At 56.3% G+C, this 17103-nt stretch carries 17 protein-coding genes; 11 read left to right on the top strand and 6 right to left on the bottom strand.

Translation table 11 applies throughout. The annotated features are described in order from the left end of the window. Window positions 1-99 precede the first annotated feature (99 nt). A complete protein-coding gene (locus tag SH421x_RS08160) occupies window positions 100-1731 on the bottom strand; it encodes an FHA domain-containing protein (protein ID WP_488854927.1) in 1632 nt (543 codons plus the stop codon). Window positions 1732-2303: 572 nt separating this feature from the next. On the opposite strand from SH421x_RS08160, the gene SH421x_RS08165 reads away from it, so the two are divergent. Together SH421x_RS08165 and SH421x_RS08170 are read left to right on the top strand one after the other, a co-directional pair. Continuing rightward, window positions 2304-2708: a TraR/DksA family transcriptional regulator gene (locus tag SH421x_RS08165; RefSeq protein WP_488854928.1), complete on the top strand. Its 405-nt coding sequence runs from the start codon at window positions 2304-2306 to the stop codon at window positions 2706-2708. Between the two features lie 187 nt (window positions 2709-2895). Beyond that, window positions 2896-4020: a S1C family serine protease gene (locus SH421x_RS08170; protein ID WP_488854929.1), complete on the top strand. Its 1125-nt coding sequence runs from the start codon at window positions 2896-2898 to the stop codon at window positions 4018-4020. A gap of 24 nt (window positions 4021-4044) precedes the next feature. Here SH421x_RS08170 and SH421x_RS08175 read toward each other — a convergent pair whose 3' ends face one another. Further along, window positions 4045-4992: a nucleoside hydrolase gene (locus SH421x_RS08175; protein ID WP_488854930.1), complete on the bottom strand. Its 948-nt coding sequence runs from the start codon at window positions 4990-4992 to the stop codon at window positions 4045-4047. A 202-nt stretch (window positions 4993-5194) separates the two neighbouring features. On the opposite strand from SH421x_RS08175, the gene trpD reads away from it, so the two are divergent. The 3 genes from trpD to SH421x_RS08190 are packed head-to-tail and all read left to right on the top strand — an operon-like array spanning window position 5195 to window position 7977. Continuing rightward, on the top strand, window positions 5195-6208 hold the full coding sequence (gene trpD / locus SH421x_RS08180; protein ID WP_488854931.1) for an anthranilate phosphoribosyltransferase: 1014 nt from the start codon (window positions 5195-5197) through the stop codon (window positions 6206-6208). Between the two features lie 57 nt (window positions 6209-6265). Then, window positions 6266-7210 (top strand): HipA domain-containing protein, encoded by a 945-nt coding sequence (locus SH421x_RS08185; protein ID WP_488854932.1) that lies wholly within the window; start codon window positions 6266-6268, stop codon window positions 7208-7210. 8 nt (window positions 7211-7218) lie between these two features. Beyond that, on the top strand, window positions 7219-7977 hold the full coding sequence (locus tag SH421x_RS08190; RefSeq protein ID WP_488854933.1) for an HIRAN domain-containing protein: 759 nt from the start codon (window positions 7219-7221) through the stop codon (window positions 7975-7977). A 50-nt stretch (window positions 7978-8027) separates the two neighbouring features. Here SH421x_RS08190 and SH421x_RS08195 read toward each other — a convergent pair whose 3' ends face one another. The 3 genes from SH421x_RS08195 to SH421x_RS08205 form a co-directional block, all read right to left on the bottom strand. Next, a complete protein-coding gene (locus tag SH421x_RS08195) occupies window positions 8028-8744 on the bottom strand; it encodes a hypothetical protein (RefSeq protein WP_488854934.1) in 717 nt (238 codons plus the stop codon). A 188-nt stretch (window positions 8745-8932) separates the two neighbouring features. Beyond that, window positions 8933-9919, bottom strand: coding sequence for a DHH family phosphoesterase (locus SH421x_RS08200; RefSeq protein WP_488854935.1), 987 nt, complete (start codon window positions 9917-9919; stop codon window positions 8933-8935). 18 nt (window positions 9920-9937) lie between these two features. Then, window positions 9938-10888, bottom strand: a complete 951-nt coding sequence (locus SH421x_RS08205; protein ID WP_488854936.1) for a bifunctional riboflavin kinase/FAD synthetase — start codon at window positions 10886-10888, stop codon at window positions 9938-9940. A 282-nt stretch (window positions 10889-11170) separates the two neighbouring features. Here SH421x_RS08205 and SH421x_RS08210 point away from each other — a divergent pair, with 282 nt between their 5' ends. The 6 genes from SH421x_RS08210 to SH421x_RS08235 all read left to right on the top strand — a co-directional run bounded on the left by SH421x_RS08210 (window position 11171) and on the right by SH421x_RS08235 (window position 16303). Then, window positions 11171-12502 carry a hypothetical protein gene (locus SH421x_RS08210; RefSeq protein ID WP_488854937.1) on the top strand — a complete coding sequence of 444 codons (1332 nt, stop codon included), beginning with the start codon at window positions 11171-11173 and terminating at the stop codon, window positions 12500-12502. A gap of 44 nt (window positions 12503-12546) precedes the next feature. After that, complete coding sequence (gene larB / locus SH421x_RS08215; RefSeq protein ID WP_488854938.1) at window positions 12547-13320, top strand: nickel pincer cofactor biosynthesis protein LarB; 774 nt, start codon at window positions 12547-12549, stop codon at window positions 13318-13320. 16 nt (window positions 13321-13336) lie between these two features. Then, window positions 13337-14221, top strand: coding sequence for an NAD(P)H-hydrate dehydratase (locus SH421x_RS08220; protein WP_488854939.1), 885 nt, complete (start codon window positions 13337-13339; stop codon window positions 14219-14221). Between the two features lie 401 nt (window positions 14222-14622). After that, complete coding sequence (locus tag SH421x_RS08225; RefSeq protein ID WP_488854940.1) at window positions 14623-14856, top strand: hypothetical protein; 234 nt, start codon at window positions 14623-14625, stop codon at window positions 14854-14856. 153 nt (window positions 14857-15009) lie between these two features. Then, on the top strand, window positions 15010-15792 hold the full coding sequence (locus SH421x_RS08230) for an MBL fold metallo-hydrolase (RefSeq protein WP_488854941.1): 783 nt from the start codon (window positions 15010-15012) through the stop codon (window positions 15790-15792). Between the two features lie 187 nt (window positions 15793-15979). Further along, entirely contained in the window at window positions 15980-16303 is a 324-nt protein-coding gene (locus SH421x_RS08235; RefSeq protein WP_488854942.1) for a calmodulin-binding protein, read from the top strand. 123 nt (window positions 16304-16426) lie between these two features. On the opposite strand, the gene SH421x_RS08240 is transcribed toward SH421x_RS08235, so the two are convergent. After that, a complete protein-coding gene (locus SH421x_RS08240; RefSeq protein WP_488854943.1) occupies window positions 16427-16714 on the bottom strand; it encodes a hypothetical protein in 288 nt (95 codons plus the stop codon). Window positions 16715-17103: the final 389 nt, after the last annotated feature.

Below are 17103 nucleotides of genomic sequence, written 5' to 3' on the forward strand. Positions count from 1 at the left end.
CAAATAGCGCATGTTTCTCGTGCGCTGACTGCGCTGCGCCAACAAAAAGCAACGGCCGCAGCAGAAGCAGCGGCCGCGGATGCCCAGGTTTCGCAAAGCTTATTGATCCGCTGGGGGAGGATCGGCGCTGGGCTCTTTTTCAAACTCCGGCGTGTCGAATCCAAGCGGCAGTGATGGATCCAAGATTTTTGCTTCGGGAAGGCTGTTGATCTTGCGCGCGGTTCGCACCTGACCGTATACGATAACTGCTTGAAAGCCCCAGAAGATCGAGATAATGATCCCGATCGCTGCGCCCAAAAATTGCAACGAAGCGAAGCTTTTGGTTTCAATCAACAGACAGATCGCGGTCGTCAGTGCGACAAACGACACGATCACCTTGGTGACATACATATTGCTCCAGCGTTTCAACGTATGGACGTCGATCGCCGAGCGGGCCGATTGATTCGCCAGATCGCGAAGTGCGCGTAGGTCGGAGGTTTGCTCGGGCGCTTTGCGCGAAGGGACGAACTCGCCGGGATTGAACAGCGTCTGATCCTTGACCGGTTGCGGAGGCTCGGGCGGTTTGGGCGGCGTCTTGGAGGGAGAAGGATTCGTATCAGAGCCTTCACGACCGCGCACGCGGTTCATGAGACTCGACATGTATTCCTCGATCGAAACATCATCGTCATCCGCTGGACTCGCTGGTTCTACATAACCAGCGGATAATGGCGGAGGCGAAGGTTCTTCATACTCTTCTTCCTCTTCTGCATCGGCATTCGGGTCGAAACCAAATTTGGCGAGCACATCTGCAACACTGGGTTGGGGTTCCGCAGGCGTCGGCGCCGAGGAGTGCGTTTCTGATTCTGCTTCGACATCATTCGCCGTTTCCCCAGCGGCGAAGTGAGGCGGAGACGCTGCTAACGCGTGTGACATGCCTTCTAGTTCTTCGATGCGCTGCGTCAGTTCAGCTTCACGCTGCGACCAGCCGCGCGAGAGAACTTGCAGCCGCTCGTTAGCGTTGGCCGCATCGCGTTGCGCTTTGTCTTGGGCTTCTAGCGCCTCGGGAGAAACCGAACTGCCGGCGGCTTGCAACTCGCGATGCGCTTGCTCTAGCTGTTCGAGTTGTTGTTCTAGCAGGCGGATCTTCTCGTCGTTCGTTGCTTGCGATTGTTGCATTTCGTGTAGCGAACGCTCGGCTTCGGCCAACTGCGCAGCGATTGCAGGATCTGCGGGGGAAACCTCTTCGAGAGTGGCGTCGTCGAGATCGGCGATCGGCTGGGGCGGCGTGATCGGTTTTGCTTGACGAATGAGATCGACTAGGCGATGCATCCGGCGACGGTTGCGTCCCCGAATTTCGCCCAAACGCTTTTCCAAGGAGAGAACTTGTCGTTCGGCCAGCGGCGCTTGCTGCTGAACTGAGTCGGGATCAACGCGTAAGCTGACCGCTCCGATCGCAATTAAGTCGCCGGCGACCAGCGGCGCTTCGCGGACACTATAGCCGTTGACCAGCACCGCAGCGTCGACGCTTTGCAGGACCATGCCGGCAGCGCCGCGCCAAATGACGCAATGTCGTGGGTGAACTCCCGCAGCGGCCAATCGGAGCGTGCAGCTAGCTGCCGAACCAATCACGCATTTACTGCGCTGCAGTTGCACGATCTGCCCGTCTCTTTCGGTCCCCTCAACGCGCAGTACGAGCGGGCTCGGCGGTTTGCCCAGCAATGTAGATTGGACGGGTTCGACTTGAGTGACCATAGCGGCGCCTAGCTTGCAGACAGGCAGGAACAGTGCGAGCAGATCGGCTTGAGAGGGGTAGTAAATCAAGCAGCGATAAGGGGATATAGCCCACGTCGAGGCCCAGGTCAAAGAATAGGTCGCTGAGCGCAGGTTGAATTAGACCAAGAAAACAGGGGTAAATCGAAAAAACTGCTCGAATCGGTTTGACCGTTTGGACGATTACGGTTAGAAGCCGCAGCGAAAGTGTCCTGAAAAAATATCAGAGAGATCCGGAAGCAAAATTTCTCCGTGAAATCAAGGGGAATTTATGAACCGAAGCTCTTTCAGCCGCGTAGTTTAGGATAGTTTGCCTGGTTTTAGCCGGAACCTCCAAGATTTTGAAATTTGCTGACTTCCCCTGTCCGGAACCGGTACTATATTTCCGTGACGCATGGCCCCCTCGGCTCATCCCCTCAATAGAGTGGGTTGGATTAAACCGATGGTTCATGCCAGATGAAATGAGAATGGGCGAGTCCAAATTCGGAGACTGCTAGCAAAGACGTATTGACGTCGATACGATAGCCGTTTTCCGCCACATGAAGGTGACCACAATGGGTAAATCTCGAACGGACTTCATTGATAAGACCAAGGAGATCTTGTTGAAGCGCCGTGATGCGCTCCGCAAGGCCCTGGCAGGCGACTTGAGCATGTTAAAAGAGCTTGAGCAAACTGCTGGCGACGTGGTCGATTTCGCTCTCGACAGCGCCCAAGACGAGTTGAGCTCGCAGCTTGCGGAAGTAGAAAGCCGCGAATTGGCTCAAATCGACAAGGCTCTCGAGCGGATTCGGGGCGGCTCCTTTGGCGAATGTGAAGGTTGCAACAGCAAGATTCCTTCCGCTCGGCTGCAGGCCTTGCCGTATGCGACGCTCTGCATCAAGTGCCAACGCGAACTTGAAGAGTTGGGTGAAGATGGCGTCAGCTGGCGTCAAAACTCAGAGGATCAGGTTTCGATTTAACGATCGCAACGACTTTTCGGATCCTTATCTATCAAGGCGGTATGCTCTAGAGCAAGCCGTCTTTTTCATTGCGCTGACTAGCTTAGCGTCACAATCGCCGGCCTCGAAAGACTTGCGTTCGCTCCAAGACAGCCTAGAATTCGTCGAAGATACTCTCTCGTGGCGATTTCCTGCTGAGGATAGCGATATGAAGACGCGCAAATCTAGAATTTTTCTCGCCATCAGCGCGTTGTCCTTGTTGTGCGTAGCTTGGATCGAGCCGGTAGCGGCCCAAGAAGATAGCTCTACGACGCGTCAGCAACTTCGTGATGATATCTTGCGCGAAGTCGCCCAGCTTGAAGCGCACGGCAACCTGCTGAAAAAAGTGTGTCGCTATGTACGACCATCGGTCGTCCATATTGAGGCCCGCAAGAAGGAAGGTGAATCGCTCGCATACGGCGGCAACATCGTCGACGAAGCAGGCTCCGGCGTGATCATTCGCCATCATGAGAAAGACTATGTGCTGACCAACCGCCATGTCATCAGTCAGGCGGCCAATCAAGATATCAAGATCCATCTTGATGATGGTCGCATTTTGCGACCTTCGCAGGTTTGGACTGATCGTGAGACCGATGTTGCGGTGATGGCAGTGACCGCCGACCGGCTGACGCCGGGCCAAGTGGGGAACAGTTCGACCGTCGAAATCGGTGAGTTTGTGTTGGCGGTCGGCAGCCCGTTTGGGCTTAGTCAATCGGTCACCTACGGCATCATTAGCGCCAAAGGCCGTCGCGATTTGCAGCTTGGGCGACAAGGTTTGAAGTTTCAAAACTTCATGCAGACCGATGCGGCGATCAACCCCGGCAACAGCGGCGGTCCGCTGCTAAATCTGCGCGGCGAAGTGATCGGAATCAATACGGCGATCGCCAGCAACTCTGGCGGCAACGATGGGATTGGGTTTACGATCCCGATCAACTCAGCGCTGAACATTGCACGACAGATGATTGACGACGGCAAGGTTTCACGTGCGTTTTTAGGGGTCGTCCTTGACTCGCAGTACGACAGTAAAGAGGCCGAGAAACTGGGGCTGCCGATGGCCAAAGGAACCCGGGTCAACGGTGTGACCGAGGGTTCGCCGGCTGCGGCAGCCGGCATCTTGGTAGGAGACGTGATTATCCGTTTTAACAACCAGGAAATCGAGGACGACTCACACCTGGTCAACGTCGTCAGTCTGTCGCCGCTAAACGTGAAGCTGCCGGTCGAACTGTATCGCGACAGCAAACTGATCGTGGTTGAAATGGAACTCGCCGTTCGCGACGCGACGCTGAAGCCGTAGAGTCATCGATTCAATCGCACCACCTTAGCGTGCGGCGCGAATCGCCGCTCTTAGTCCCTGCACGATGCAATCTTGCACGCGGGGGACGTTGATTTTGGTGGCGACTTCCATGTTGGTGGCCCAACTGCGATGTTCGCGGCGATCAAAAATGGTTGCGCCCAGCGTGATCTCGCCGGTTGTTTCGACATCGCCGGCCATTTCTTCCATCTCGAACAACTCGGGATTCAGCACCGCCGCCAGCGCTACGGCGTCGTGCAGATAGATCCCTTCAATCCCCAAGATTTGCCGGTGGCTGCGATAGATGAACGGCAACAATTGATGCAGCAGCTGCGACGCCTGCGAAGTTTCGATATTCGGCAGTTGGTCCAACAGGTCGAGCCCAAACGCCGCTTGTCGGGTCACATCTAACGGGATTAACGTCTTGGTTGTCCGCGATTTGAAGACAGTCCGGGCCGACATCGCGTCAAAATGGCAATTAAATTCGGCGGCCGGTGTGACGCTGCCAACACAATTGACCGCTCCCCCCATGATAACAATCCGCCCAATTTGAGCTGCGATCGTGGGATCACGCTGCAGCGCTCGGGCAATATTGGTCATCGGGCCTAATGCGACAATCGTCACTTCCTCAGGCGCTGCGCGGATTTCGTCGCAAATTAATTTTTCGGCCGGGTGCCGCTGATGCAAAGCCGAGACGACCAATTGCAGATTCGCCAGCCCGTCCGAGCCGTTTAGCTCGGTACCGTCGACCGGCGGCGCTGAGTTCGGGCCTGATCCGACCCCAATTCGAGGGCGTCGCGGCGGATCGAGCCGTTCGATCAAGCCTTGTAGATTGCGGCCTGATTGATCGGCAGGGACGTTGCCGGCGGTCGAGGTGACCGCAACCACGTCTAATTCGGCGTCGAACAGAGCGACCATCAGAGCGACTGCATCGTCGATCCCTGGATCGCAATCAATAATAACCTTCCTGGCCATGTCGATCTTCGACCTCGCTCGCAGCGGTGTTTAAGTCTTAAATTTTGCCTCGCAAGACCTTCATGTCTCGCCACGTTCTAGGCTTGCCCTCTCTATATATATCAAATGACCGCCGCTACGTGCAGTCGAAAGCGGGTGGGAGCCGGCCCCTAGTCTCGGTAAAATCAGTCGATAACTAATAGTTTGGCAAGGAAAATGAACCGTGGACGACGCAATCTGGGAAAAATTAGACGCAGGTCACGATCTGTCGCTGGACCAAATGTCCGCCGCAATCGATCAGATCATGCACGGCGCCTGGCCTGATGATCAGATCGCGCGGCTGCTAACTGCAATCAACGCCAAAGGCCCCGCCGTTGACGAACTAGCCGGCGCCGCAATCGCCATGCGACGCAATATGGCGGCGATCCGCACTGAGCGAACCGACGTGATCGACACCTGCGGCACCGGCGGCGACGGCAGCGGAACGTTCAACATCAGCACCGCCGCCGCGATCGTGACCGCCGCCGCCGGAGTTGCCGTCGCCAAGCATGGCAACCGTAGCGTCACCAGCAAGACCGGCAGCGCCGACGTGCTGGCCCAGTTGGGCGTCAATATTGAAGCGAGCGTATCGCAGATCGAGCGCTGCTTGAACGAGATCGGCATCTGCTTTTGTTTTGCCCCGCTGGCGCATCAATCAATGCGGCACGTGTCGGCGGTGCGCAAAAGCTTGGGCGTACCAACCATCTTCAATCTGCTGGGCCCGCTCTGTAATCCCGCCGCCGCGCAGTATCAGTTGTTGGGCGTTGGTCGACCCGGCATGCGCGACCTGATGGCGGCTGCCGTGTTAAAGCTGGGGGTTCGCCGCGCCCTATTGGTAACCGGCGACGATGGCCTTGACGAAGTGACGCTGACCGGCGCCACGCAGGTCACGTTAGCGGCCGCAGATCAATTACAGCGCTGGGAGTGGACGCCAGCCGATTTTGGCGTGAAGCAAAACAGTCTCGCCACGATGCTAGTCGACGGCCCCGCCGCCAGCGCCACAATGATCCGCCGCGTCCTCGCCAAAGAACAATGTCCCGCGCGCGACATCGTGGTGCTAAATGCAGCCGCGGCGATTTGGACCGCCGAGAAAGCCGCAAGTCCCGACGAAGCAGCGTCGATGGCGGCGGAAGCAATTGATCGCGGCGCCGCGCAGCAGAAGTTGGAACAGTTGGCCAAGCTATCGCACACCACTTAGGTCAGGCCTTGGCCTGACCAAGCACGATTTGAGCATCGGATCAGAGCGTGAATTGGGGTGAATCGACACTGTCTAAAAGGCTTCAAGAAAGTAGCTATGTTTCCAATCCGGGAAGTCGACAAGAGCCAAGCTCAGGCACTTGAACCGCTGGGGAGTAAATCCAAGTTTTGGTTTCGTGAAAAAGGCAAACGGTTCCTTTTTAAGGCGGATAGTCGTGGAACCGGAGAAGATTGGGCGGAGGTCATCTCTTATCACTTAGCGGCGTCCATGGGACTTCCTTGTGTTCAATATGAGCTTGCCTCAGAACTGGAAAAGGGAGCTTTCAAATGGCCTGGCGTAATCTGTGAAAATTTGGCGCCTCCCCCGTTAGAGCTTGTCCTAGGCAATCAGTTGCTTCTCGAACGCGATCCAGAATATCCTGTAGAAACGCGGTACAAAATGCGGCAGCACACCGTTACCGCAGTTGCCGAGGTCGTGCGTTTGCTGCGAATGCCGAATTCGGAATATCTGAAAGCACTGCCCAAAAGCATTGATTCGGCATTGGATGTATTTATCGGATACATCATGCTAGATGCGTGGATCGCCAATCAAGATCGCCATCATGAAAATTGGGGAGCGATTCGGAGCAAGGAACTATTGTCCCTCTCTCCTACTTTCGATCATGGCGCCTCATTGGCGCGAAATCTGCTTGACGATGAACGCCAACAACGCTTGTCAACCAAAGATAGAAATCGAAGGATTGAGAAGTTTGTTGAACGAGCACGCAGCGCGTTTCATGAGACTTCTCAAGCTGAAAAACCAATGTCAACACTCGCGGCATTTCAAGCATTTGGCCAACATTCGCCAGAAGTGAGCGATATCTGGCTTAAACGTTTGGAGAAGATATCTGAGTCAGAAGTGTGGCATATAATTGACGAGGTCCCTGAGACTCGGATGTCAGACGTTTGTAAAGAGTTCACCATGCAACTTCTGCTTGAAAACAAAAAGCGTTTGCTTCGTTAGGAATTGGAATGAAGTCTCTATTTGTAGCTTGGCGACCAGCTTCCCCCGATCAGAGCGGATGGCGTCCTGTCGGCCGACTTGAATTTGATAACCAGCTCTATCGGTTTTTCTACACGCAAGGAGCGCGTAAGCAGGGATTTCACGCTTTTCCACAGATGGGAGAGTTGGGGCAAGTCTATGAATCGGAACAGCTTTTTCCCCTTTTCGCAAATCGTCTCCTTTCCAAATCACGTCCTGAATACGAGGACTATCTGAGGTGGAGTGGTTTCGACGTAACGGCGACTCCGCCTGATCCGATTGTGGTGCTAGGCGTCACAGAGGGGATCCGACAGACGGATGCCGTTGAAGTTTTTCCTTGCCCAGCGCCTAACCTGGAAGGATGCTACTCGACAAAATTCTTCCTGCACGGAATTCGCTGGATGCACTCTGGGGCAATTGAGCGAATCAATCGACTATCCGCAGGTGAGACACTGAAGTTAATGCCTGACCCGCAGAACGATTACGACTCCCATGCTGTCGCAGTCCGCACCAATTCTGAAAGCGCCCTGATCGGATACGTTCCGCGGTACTTGGCGCATGATGTGGGGAAGCTCTTTCGACCTGGTGACGCTGAATTGATGGATGTAAAAGTCGATCAGGTGAACCTGGATGCGCCGCTTCAGAATCGCGTGCTCTGCCACATGAATGCATCTTGGCCAGACGACTTTCAGCCTTGTAGCGGTGAAGATTTTCGGCCAATTCCGGAGAGCGTGACCTCGTCATGCTAGACCAGTAGGCATCGGCCTTACGCTAAATCAAAGCGCCGCCCCTTAGAAACCTACCGCCGCCGATCTCCCCCCATCTGTGTCGCCAGCAGATCCAACTGGCCTTTAACATCGGCCAGCAACACATGCGGGCTCGCGCCTTCGGCCATGTGAAGGTAAAAATTTTGACCTGGCGAGGAATGGGCCGTGTTGACCAGACGCGTGGCTGATTTTAGATCTGCGAGCTCGTCTTCGATCGCCAATAAATTGCGGTGCAGACGACGGTTGTGTTGCGAGACGTTATCCAGTTGAAAGACCAGTCCAACCAACATGCTGGCCAAGCCCAGCAAGGCCAGCGGCAGTCCGGCGGCTGACAAAATAGGACGCGGTTCAAACAGGGCCCAGCCTAGCAGAACAAGTCCGCAGACCAGCGTGATCGACCCGGCTGAAGTGAGCAGCCACGAGAAGATCGGTGTTCGCAGCCCTTTGATTTTCCGACGCGGCGGCGTCGCCGGGGATCGTGGCGAACTGGTTTCACGCGGCTCGCTTTGGCGGGGCAGGGGAGGGGAGTCGGGCGTCAGTTTCTTTTCAGGCGCTGCGTCACGCCCCAGGCTCGCGACAATGCGGTCGATCGTTTGCAGATCTTCCTGCAGTCGCAGGGTATTGATGCGCAGCGACGGCGGTTCGTCTGGCTTTGCCGCCAACGTTTGCTGACATCGCCCGCAGACGATGCGCGCATCATCTGCTGCGGCAATCGCAGTCACGTCTTGGCGGCAATGTTCGCACCACATAAGGGGAGCCAGATTCGCTGGAAGTTCAATGGACGGCTAGCAATCGCTCGCCGCGCCGTGAAAGGCGTCTTCCTTTGAATCGGCGAGCGGCGCCGTTCGACTCGAACGATTTTGCCGGTTTCTCCGGTATCGCAAAGTCTCCGGCGCCTGCACTGCTATTGGATGCTCCTGCTAGCGGCCGCCTTTGCTTACTTCATCCCCGCTTCCATCTCTTTCAGCACCAGCGGGATCGCCTCGTCCAGCGTCTGAGAGAGCGTCGCGCCGGCTGCCGCTTTGTGTCCCCCACCGCCAAAGACGCCTGCGATGCGAGAAACATCCAGCGCAGATCGACTGCGGAAGCTGGCTTTGATGCCCCCTTCAGCGAGTTCGATAAACAAGACCGCCGCTTGGACCCCTTGGATGACCAGCATCATATTGATCGCATCTTCGGTATCGCTGGTCGTCGAGTTCGTAGCGGCGAAGTCTTCGAGCGTGGCCGTACTGTAGGCGAGTCGTCCGCTGTCAGTGACGGCGACCTTGGCCAAAATCGTTCCGCGGAGTTGAACGCGAGCCAAGCGGTCGCGTTCGTACAGGTCGGCGTAAATCGCCGCCGGCGAAGCGCCCGCATCCACTAGGCCAGCAATCGCGTGATAGGTTCCGCTGTCGACAGAGCCAAAGCGAAACCAGCCGGTGTCGGTCGCGATTGCCGTGAAGAGCTGCGACGCCGTTTGGGCGTCAAGCGAAAGTCCCCAAGCCTGGGCCGCTTCGTACACCAGACGGCCAGTCGCTTCAGAAGACGCGTCTTTAAAGACTTCGGCGCCAAGATCATCTTCGCTGACGTGGTGATCCAACACAAATTTAGGGCCGGCGAACGCTTTGAGTACGTTGCCCATCTCGGCCAGTTGAATCCACGCGCTGGTATCCAGCACCATGATCGCGTCAAAGGAGCCTACCAGCGCGTCGGCGGTGACGTCGCGCCCCAGCACCCGGACTTCGTTATGCGGATCGATGAACCCCAGATGCAAAGGCGTTTCGGAAGCATTGACAATCGTCGCTTCTTTCCCCAGCTGTCGCAGCAGCGCGGCCATCGCCAGTTCGCTTCCCAACGCATCGCAATCAGGCCGCACATGGCTTGTCAGCAAAAACCGCTGATACGGCGCAATCGCGGCGGCGAGTTGTTTCCAGTCAATACTCATTGGTTGCTATCTCGTTTTTCAGACGACGCGTGTCATCAGCCAATCACTGTAAGAAAGTTTTACCGCTTCAACATCTTGATGTATCTGAGTGGTCAACTGCTGGGCGTCGCTAAAGGTGCGCACCTCGCGCAGTCGCGACAGAAAGGCTAGCTCTAGCGGTTCACCATACAGCGAACCGGTGAAGTCAATCAAATGGGCTTCAACCTTGGCGTGACCTTCGCCGAAGGTTGGGTTCGGGCCGATATGGATCGCCGCGGCGTGGGTTAGCTCTTGGCGAACCACATAGCCGGCGTAAACGCCGTGCGCAGGAATAATCGTATCAATCGCTTCTAAGTTGGCGGTAGCGAACCCCAGCGAACCTCCGCGGCCAGCGCCATGCGTCACCATGCCGCGCAGACGATACGGTTCGGTCAGCATTCGCCGCGCGGCGTCCACGTCACCGTCGGCAATCGCCTGACGGACGCGACTGCTCGAGATGATCTCGGCATGGCCAGGCAACTGCATCGGCTTGACGATTTCAAGCGAGATCTGATGCTGCGCGCACAATTCGCCCAGCAGGGCCGTGTCCCCTTGGCGATTGCGGCCAAAGTAAAAGTTGGGGCCTTCGACCATCGCTTTGGCTTGCAGCTGATTGACCACGATTTGTTGAAAGAACTGCTCGGCTGTCAGCTCTAATAGCGCCCGATCGGTCGGATAGGCGATCATCGCATCAATCCCCAGTTGGGCAAGCAACTGCGCTTTGCGGCGTGTCCAGGTCAGCGGCGGCGGAGTTTGTTCGGGACGCAGCAAGCGGACAGGATGCGGATCAAACGTGAAGACGACGGTGGGGCCATGCACGGCGCGCGCTTGACGACGGATCGATTCGACAATCCGAGCATGTCCTAAGTGGACGCCGTCAAAATTTCCGATGGCCAGCGCTCCTCCCAAAATCTCGGGGGGCACATGCTCCAAATCGTGCAACAGTCGCACGCGAGTCCCTATCTTGGCTAGTGATGTTCGACGAAACGGCTTATTTTTGTTCCTCAGGCCGCTTCCGGCAAGCGACTTCAGCGGTTCCGGCGGGGATTATCGGAAATATGACGCTGTTTGGTGCGAATAAAGGACCATAATCCGCGATTGGTTTGATATTTAGCAAACGCTAGGGATTCGCCGCCGCCAGCCGATAGAAGTAGACTAGAGTTACCGGCGCTGCTTGATAGGGTAGCGCAGACCACTTTTTTGGCAGTAGAAGGCGTCACGTCGAGACAAGTTATGGAAATCTTGAAATTCGCCTGCAAGTCATGCAACGCTCCATTGCAAGCAGCCGCTTCGGCCGCCGGAGAGTCCTTTGTCTGTCCCCACTGCGAGCATGCGATGCTTGTTCCGCAGCCTGGCGGCGTCGGCGTGACTCGCACCGGCTCGAAAGACAAAGACCCTACCGAATCGGTCGTCTGCCCTGTCTGCAATACTCGCGTCTCGATTCAAACGCGTGACATGGGCAAGCGCGTCATGTGTCCTGACTGTCAAACGGCGTTTGTGGCCAAGTTAGCGGCCAAGCAGTCGCCTCCCAAGCCTGTCGTGATGGATGACGACGACATCTACAGTTTAAAAGAAGCGGATCACGACGACTCGGACGCCAAGCAAATGGCGGCGCGCTACTTTGCCGAGGCGGAACGACAATCACGCGCCGAGCAAGAGCGCCACACGCTGGCGGATAAGCCTTATCAAAAATCACGCGAGGATCGCGGAGCGGCGCACGACTTCGATACCGGCATTCCGCCCAGCACCAAGCGTGAAAGTTTGACTCCCGAGGACTACGACCCACGTTCGACGCGCGTCAAGTATCCTCTGTCGCTCTCGTCCGAAGCGCTGGCGACGGACTTCAAATTTTTCTTTGATCTGCAGTTTCTGACGCGGTGGATTGTTTCGGCCTTTGGGACCGCGATTATCTATTACTTCGCCCTCAACTCGATCATTCATTACAAGGGCTCGATCGACTTCAGCTCCTATTTTCAAAGTTTTGTGTTCACGACTTTGACGGTGGTCGCCGGCGCAGTTGTCCTCGTTTACCTAGCCTCCTCCTTTATGAATGTCACCACGTCGATCGCAAGCGGCGTGAACGAATTAGAATGGCCCGAGACGCCGATCTTTGAGCGGATCATGGAGACCATCTTTTTTGTCGTCGCTTTGCTCCTCGCGCTGATGCCTGCGGGGTTAGTTGGCTCACTGATCAGCCCCTGGTTGGCCGCGCCCATGGGGGTGCTGAGCTTTGTGCTATTCCCTTACTTCTATCTCGCGTTGTTGGATTCAGGCTCGCCGATCATTCCCTACAGCGGAGAAATCTTGTCCGCGGTAGGACGCAAGCTGCACAAATGGATTTTGTTTTATTTGGTCACCGGGGCCATTTTTCTGGCGATTCTGGTATTGGGCGCTGGGGGCTACTATTTTTCGGGCGAAGAGTACAAATATGCCAAGTACATGGTGTTGCCAGCCGGCGTGCTGACGACCGGATTTTTGCTATTTTACGCAGTTTGGCTCGGAAAACTGGGGTGGGAATGCTCACAAGACCCCGGAGAAACGCCTGAGAAGCCGCGCGGCGGCTGATACCACCCTCAACGCGGAGCAACGTCTGCGGTATTATGACTCTCATGAACCGCAGCGAAATGGAAAAACTAGCGAAGTCGCTCCGCGCAGGACGCGTCTCGCTTCCCGAATTTATCGATCAAGTCACGCAACTCGCGACGCCGGAGCCGGCTGCCAAAACGGCCCAACTCTCCGGCGCGTCGCTCGATCTTGATCGAGCGTCACGCTGCGGTTTTCCCGAAGTCGTCTATGGCGAAGGGAAGTCGGCCGCGACGATCATCGAGATATTTCAGCGTCAGCGTCAGGCCGGCCTCGCATGTCTGGCCACTCGGATTGATGCTGAAAAAGGGGAAATTCTCGCGGCCGAATTTCCCGAGGCCGTCTACAACCCGATCGGACGAATCGTTCGCTGGGGCGCGGTCCGCGAAAAGACAATCGGCAAGGTCGGTTTGATTACGGCCGGCTCCAGTGATTTATCGGTCGCTGAAGAAGCGCGCGAGACGTTGCTGTGGATGAACGTCGCCGTGACGACAATCCAGGATGTCGGCGTAGCAGGTCCCCATCGTTTACCAGAGCGGGTCGGCGAATTGGCCGATTGCGACGCGGTGATTGTTGTCGCCGGCATGGAAGGAGCGCTCCCCAGCGTGGTCGGCGGCTATCTTGCTTGTCCCGTGATTGCGACTCCCACGAGCGTTGGCTACGGCGCTAGTTTTGGGGGAGTCGCTGCTCTTCTCGGGATGCTCAACAGTTGCGCCTCGAACGTCACGGTGGTAAACATCGACGCCGGATTTCGAGCCGCCTATAACGCCGGACTCATTGCGACGCGTCGGCGTCGCTAACCCAAGGAATTCAAGGATGGAACGGACTCAACGCAAATCTGACGCTGGCCCCGCATTGCCGCGTCTGCACCCCCGCAAGACCAACAGTCACAAAGGAGACTATGGTCGCGTGCTGGCCGTCGGCGGTTCGCCCGGCATGTCAGGCTCAATCTCGCTGACCGGCGTCGCATCGCTGCGCTGCGGCGCAGGGATGACCACCATCGCCGCGCCCAAAAGCATCCAACCGATCATCGCGCAGTTTGAAGCGTCGTGCATGACGATCGCACTGCCCGAAGACCGGGCCGGTCGTTTGCCGATGCACGCACGCACCGAAATTGCCAAAGCGGCGAAATATTCGGACGTGGTTGCGATCGGTCCGGGACTCGGTCGCTCGCATGGTCTCGATCTCTTGATCCAAGATCTCTATTGCGATCTGGCGACGCCGATGGTGGTCGACGCCGATGCGATCAATGCGCTAGGAGCGCGCGAAAATCCGCTAGCTTCGCCCGGCGGCCCGCGTGTGCTCACGCCGCATCCCGGCGAGTTTCGTCGCTTGGCCCATGATCGCGAATTGCCCAAAGGCCGCTGGACCGATGTTGCAGCGGACATGGCCAAACAAAGCGGCGTCGTCCTGGTCCTAAAGGGGCATCGCACCACGGTGACCGATGGAGAGCGTGTTTACTCCAACGAGACCGGTAACCCCGGTATGGCGACAGCCGGCGCAGGCGACGTGCTGACCGGCGTGATTGCAGCCCTGTTAGGGCAAGGGATTCCCGCATTCGAAGCGGCGCAACTCGGCGTTTATCTGCACGGTTTAGCCGGCGATTTAGCGGCCAAAGCCATTGGTAGCGATGGGCTGATCGCCTCGGATTTGCTGGACTATTTAGAAGCCGCTTTCCAGCAGCATCGTCGTCGCCGCTAGTCGTTCGTAACCAAGCGAACGTTTGCTCCCCGCATCACAGACGGCTGCGTCTCATGGATGGGCCGCCAAAATAGCGACAGAAGTCGTTATTTTGCGAGCAGTGCAGAGCTCCGCTCTGAACCTGGCCAGATTGAAAAAACGCCACCATGGCGTTTTTCAATCTAGCGGATTGCTGTGGGAAGCCGTACCCAAATTGCGCTTGGATTGCGCGAATAGCGGGAGTATTCTTTCATTGCGACAACTGTGATTTCCCCCTTGGCTTTTTTCACAGAAAGTCGCATTGCTCAAGGATCTGAGTGATGCCGACGTTGAACCATTCGTAGGACCGAGCCGCGAATGATTCCAAAATGTCAGATCAGCGTAAGGCGAACAGGCTTTTAGGCCAGGGAGGAGATAGCGCCATGAATCAAGCGATAAATGCCGTCGTTTACGAAAAGAACGGCGAAACTTACATTTGGACTTTTGCGGCCGAAAACGAGCGAACCGCCCTCGGTTCGATTTGTGAATTCGCGCATCGAAAAGAGCTCTCGTTGGATTGGAAAGACGCCAATCTGATCTGGCAACGGATGGGGCAAAAGCCCGAGACGATCCATGTCCGCGACTTGGCGCAAATGATCCACCACCGGCTTTCTTAACGGCCCGCGGGTCGGTTTTCGTTTTGCGACCCTATCTCAAATAGGTAAGAAACGCGTCGCAGGCCTATCACTCACTGTCGTTTTCGGGTCGATCCAGGTAAGATTTGAGGATATCGAACACTTACCCGACGATGCGATAGTCAGGACTTGCATATGCTGCCGCGGCGCGAGATTTTTCCGAATGTGATTGAGCTGAACTTTCAGGCGGGCCATTTGCTCGGCTGCAACGTTTATCTAATCTTTGATGACAACCAGTGGATCTTGATCGATATCGGCTACGAAGAAGTCGTCGACGAGATTATCGAACTGATCCGTCAGCTTGATTTTCCGTTGTCCCACTGCAAGACGTTGATCGCCACGCATGCGGACGTCGACCATATTCAAGGTCTCTCCAAAGCGAAGCTGACGCTTAGCACTTCGATCACGTCCCATCCCTTGGCGGTCGGGCCGCTGCAGCAAGGGGATAAACTGATCACCTTTGCCGAAATCGCCGCCCAAAACATCCATCTAGAGATGCCGCCGGTCCAAATTGAGCATCAGGTCAACGATGGTGACATCATCACTGTCGGCAAGCTGAAGTTAGAAGTCTGGCACACTCCAGGCCATACAGACAGCCAGCTTAGTTTCCGGATGGGCGATTTGCTCTTCTCAGGCGACAACATCTATCGCGATGGCTGCGTGGGCGCGATTGACGCGCATCACGGCAGCGATATTCCTGATTTCATTAAGTCGTTGCAGCGGATTCGCGCCAGCGACGTCAAATGGCTGCTTCCCAGCCATGGGCCGATCTTCCGCAAAGATGACGCGCTGCTCGACAAGACCATCGCGCGGCTCGAATCGTATCAGCACATGGCCGATTTTGGCACCTGCGCCGTCGATTGGCCGCTGATGGATGACTGGGAAGACGAGATCATCGAGGGAAAATTTCCCCAGTAGTCGCGGCCTGATCTTCCCCCAACCGCCAGAACTGCCGCAATGCGATTCGGTCGCATTGTGCCGGTTCTAGCGAATTTTCGTTAAGCGATGGCTCCCTCAACTGCCGAAAGATAGAGTAGCGTAACCGTCGTCATCCGTCGGCCGCGCTCGGTTTCGTGGAAGTACTTAACGTATTTGGGGAGAAACGATGTTGAAGCGCATCGTCTTGGGACTTATTGTCGCGACAGCATTGCTATCGGCGACCCAATCGGCCGACGCCGGCGAACGCGCCTTTGGCCGCGTCTGGGGCGGTACCTACGGGACTTACGACTGGGAACGGTTCTACCACTATCCCTACGTTTATTACCCGCAGAACTTCTACGGCGAAGACTACTACCGCAGCAGCGAGAGTCTGTACTATCGCTACCCGGCCGAAATGCGAATTCCGGTCTACAACAAAGGGTGGCAAAACTACTATCCGAACGGCCAACTCTATCACAACGGCCACCAGTTCGAGCTCGACGTCTTTTAATCGACGCGTCGAAACAATCACGCACAACAGAAAACGGAACGCCCGCAACGGCGTCCCGTTTTTTTATGCGCCTGGGTTGAAGAAAGCAGAAAGCAGGCCCGAGGCCACGGCTCATACGGCGTCTTACGCCGAATGAGCCTGGTCATCAACGCGGTAACAAAAATTCCACCATAGCAGCGTAGGGTGGGTGGAGCAAAAACCGAAACCAAAGCAACCATCCTTCAACCGCCTTGCCGGTTTGCGCAACCCACCGTTGCCACGGTCGAGCGCGCCCACAAATTCACTCGCCAAATCCAGGCCCAACGGGCCGACATAAAATAGCCTAGGGTAAGTCGCTTCCGAGCGACGCAGCCCTAGGGCGACGTAATCCAATAAAATGCTGACGTTTGAGTCGGTAGCTTCGAAGATCATGTCCAACGTCAACGTCACCTGAGGTGACAAAAACCCTGGGCTCCGTCGCTGCCGCGACGAGCGCCCTGGGCTATTTTATGTCGGCCCGTTGGGCCTGGAACGATCGAAACGACCAACAAGGGTGAAGCAACCAACCGATTCCAGCGCCAGGCGGCAAAAAAATCCGACGGTCCAGTCCGCCGCAAATCCTGGTGTCATGCTCTTACGGCGTCTTCGCCAAATGAGCATGGCTTCAATGCGGCAAGAAAAACAATTCCCCCGTTGCAACTAGCGCCCTCAAATCCAGGCCCAACGGGCCGACATAAAATAGCCCAGGGCGCTCGTCGTGCAGCGACGCAGCCCTGGGTTTGCGTCACCCAACATCACGTTGACATGGGATCCAATCGCGG

Source organism: Blastopirellula sp. SH421 (assembly GCF_057808535.1).

What these genes read in the sequence shown, in the direction of transcription:
- SH421x_RS08165 (WP_488854928.1), top strand. Translation starts at nt 2,304, where the DNA reads ATGGGTAAATCTCGAACGGACTTCATTGATAAGACCAAGGAGATCTTG.
- SH421x_RS08230 (WP_488854941.1), top strand. Translation starts at nt 15,010, where the DNA reads ATGCTGCCGCGGCGCGAGATTTTTCCGAATGTGATTGAGCTGAACTTT.
- SH421x_RS08210 (WP_488854937.1), top strand. Translation starts at nt 11,171, where the DNA reads ATGGAAATCTTGAAATTCGCCTGCAAGTCATGCAACGCTCCATTGCAA.
- SH421x_RS08170 (WP_488854929.1), top strand. Translation starts at nt 2,896, where the DNA reads ATGAAGACGCGCAAATCTAGAATTTTTCTCGCCATCAGCGCGTTGTCC.
- SH421x_RS08195 (WP_488854934.1), bottom strand. Translation starts at nt 8,744, where the DNA reads ATGTGGTGCGAACATTGCCGCCAAGACGTGACTGCGATTGCCGCAGCA.
- SH421x_RS08235 (WP_488854942.1), top strand. Translation starts at nt 15,980, where the DNA reads ATGTTGAAGCGCATCGTCTTGGGACTTATTGTCGCGACAGCATTGCTA.
- larB (WP_488854938.1), top strand. Translation starts at nt 12,547, where the DNA reads ATGAACCGCAGCGAAATGGAAAAACTAGCGAAGTCGCTCCGCGCAGGA.
- SH421x_RS08190 (WP_488854933.1), top strand. Translation starts at nt 7,219, where the DNA reads ATGAAGTCTCTATTTGTAGCTTGGCGACCAGCTTCCCCCGATCAGAGC.
- SH421x_RS08220 (WP_488854939.1), top strand. Translation starts at nt 13,337, where the DNA reads ATGGAACGGACTCAACGCAAATCTGACGCTGGCCCCGCATTGCCGCGT.
- SH421x_RS08160 (WP_488854927.1), bottom strand. Translation starts at nt 1,731, where the DNA reads ATGGTCACTCAAGTCGAACCCGTCCAATCTACATTGCTGGGCAAACCG.
- SH421x_RS08175 (WP_488854930.1), bottom strand. Translation starts at nt 4,992, where the DNA reads ATGGCCAGGAAGGTTATTATTGATTGCGATCCAGGGATCGACGATGCA.
- SH421x_RS08240 (WP_488854943.1), bottom strand. Translation starts at nt 16,714, where the DNA reads ATGATCTTCGAAGCTACCGACTCAAACGTCAGCATTTTATTGGATTAC.
- SH421x_RS08200 (WP_488854935.1), bottom strand. Translation starts at nt 9,919, where the DNA reads ATGAGTATTGACTGGAAACAACTCGCCGCCGCGATTGCGCCGTATCAG.
- SH421x_RS08225 (WP_488854940.1), top strand. Translation starts at nt 14,623, where the DNA reads ATGAATCAAGCGATAAATGCCGTCGTTTACGAAAAGAACGGCGAAACT.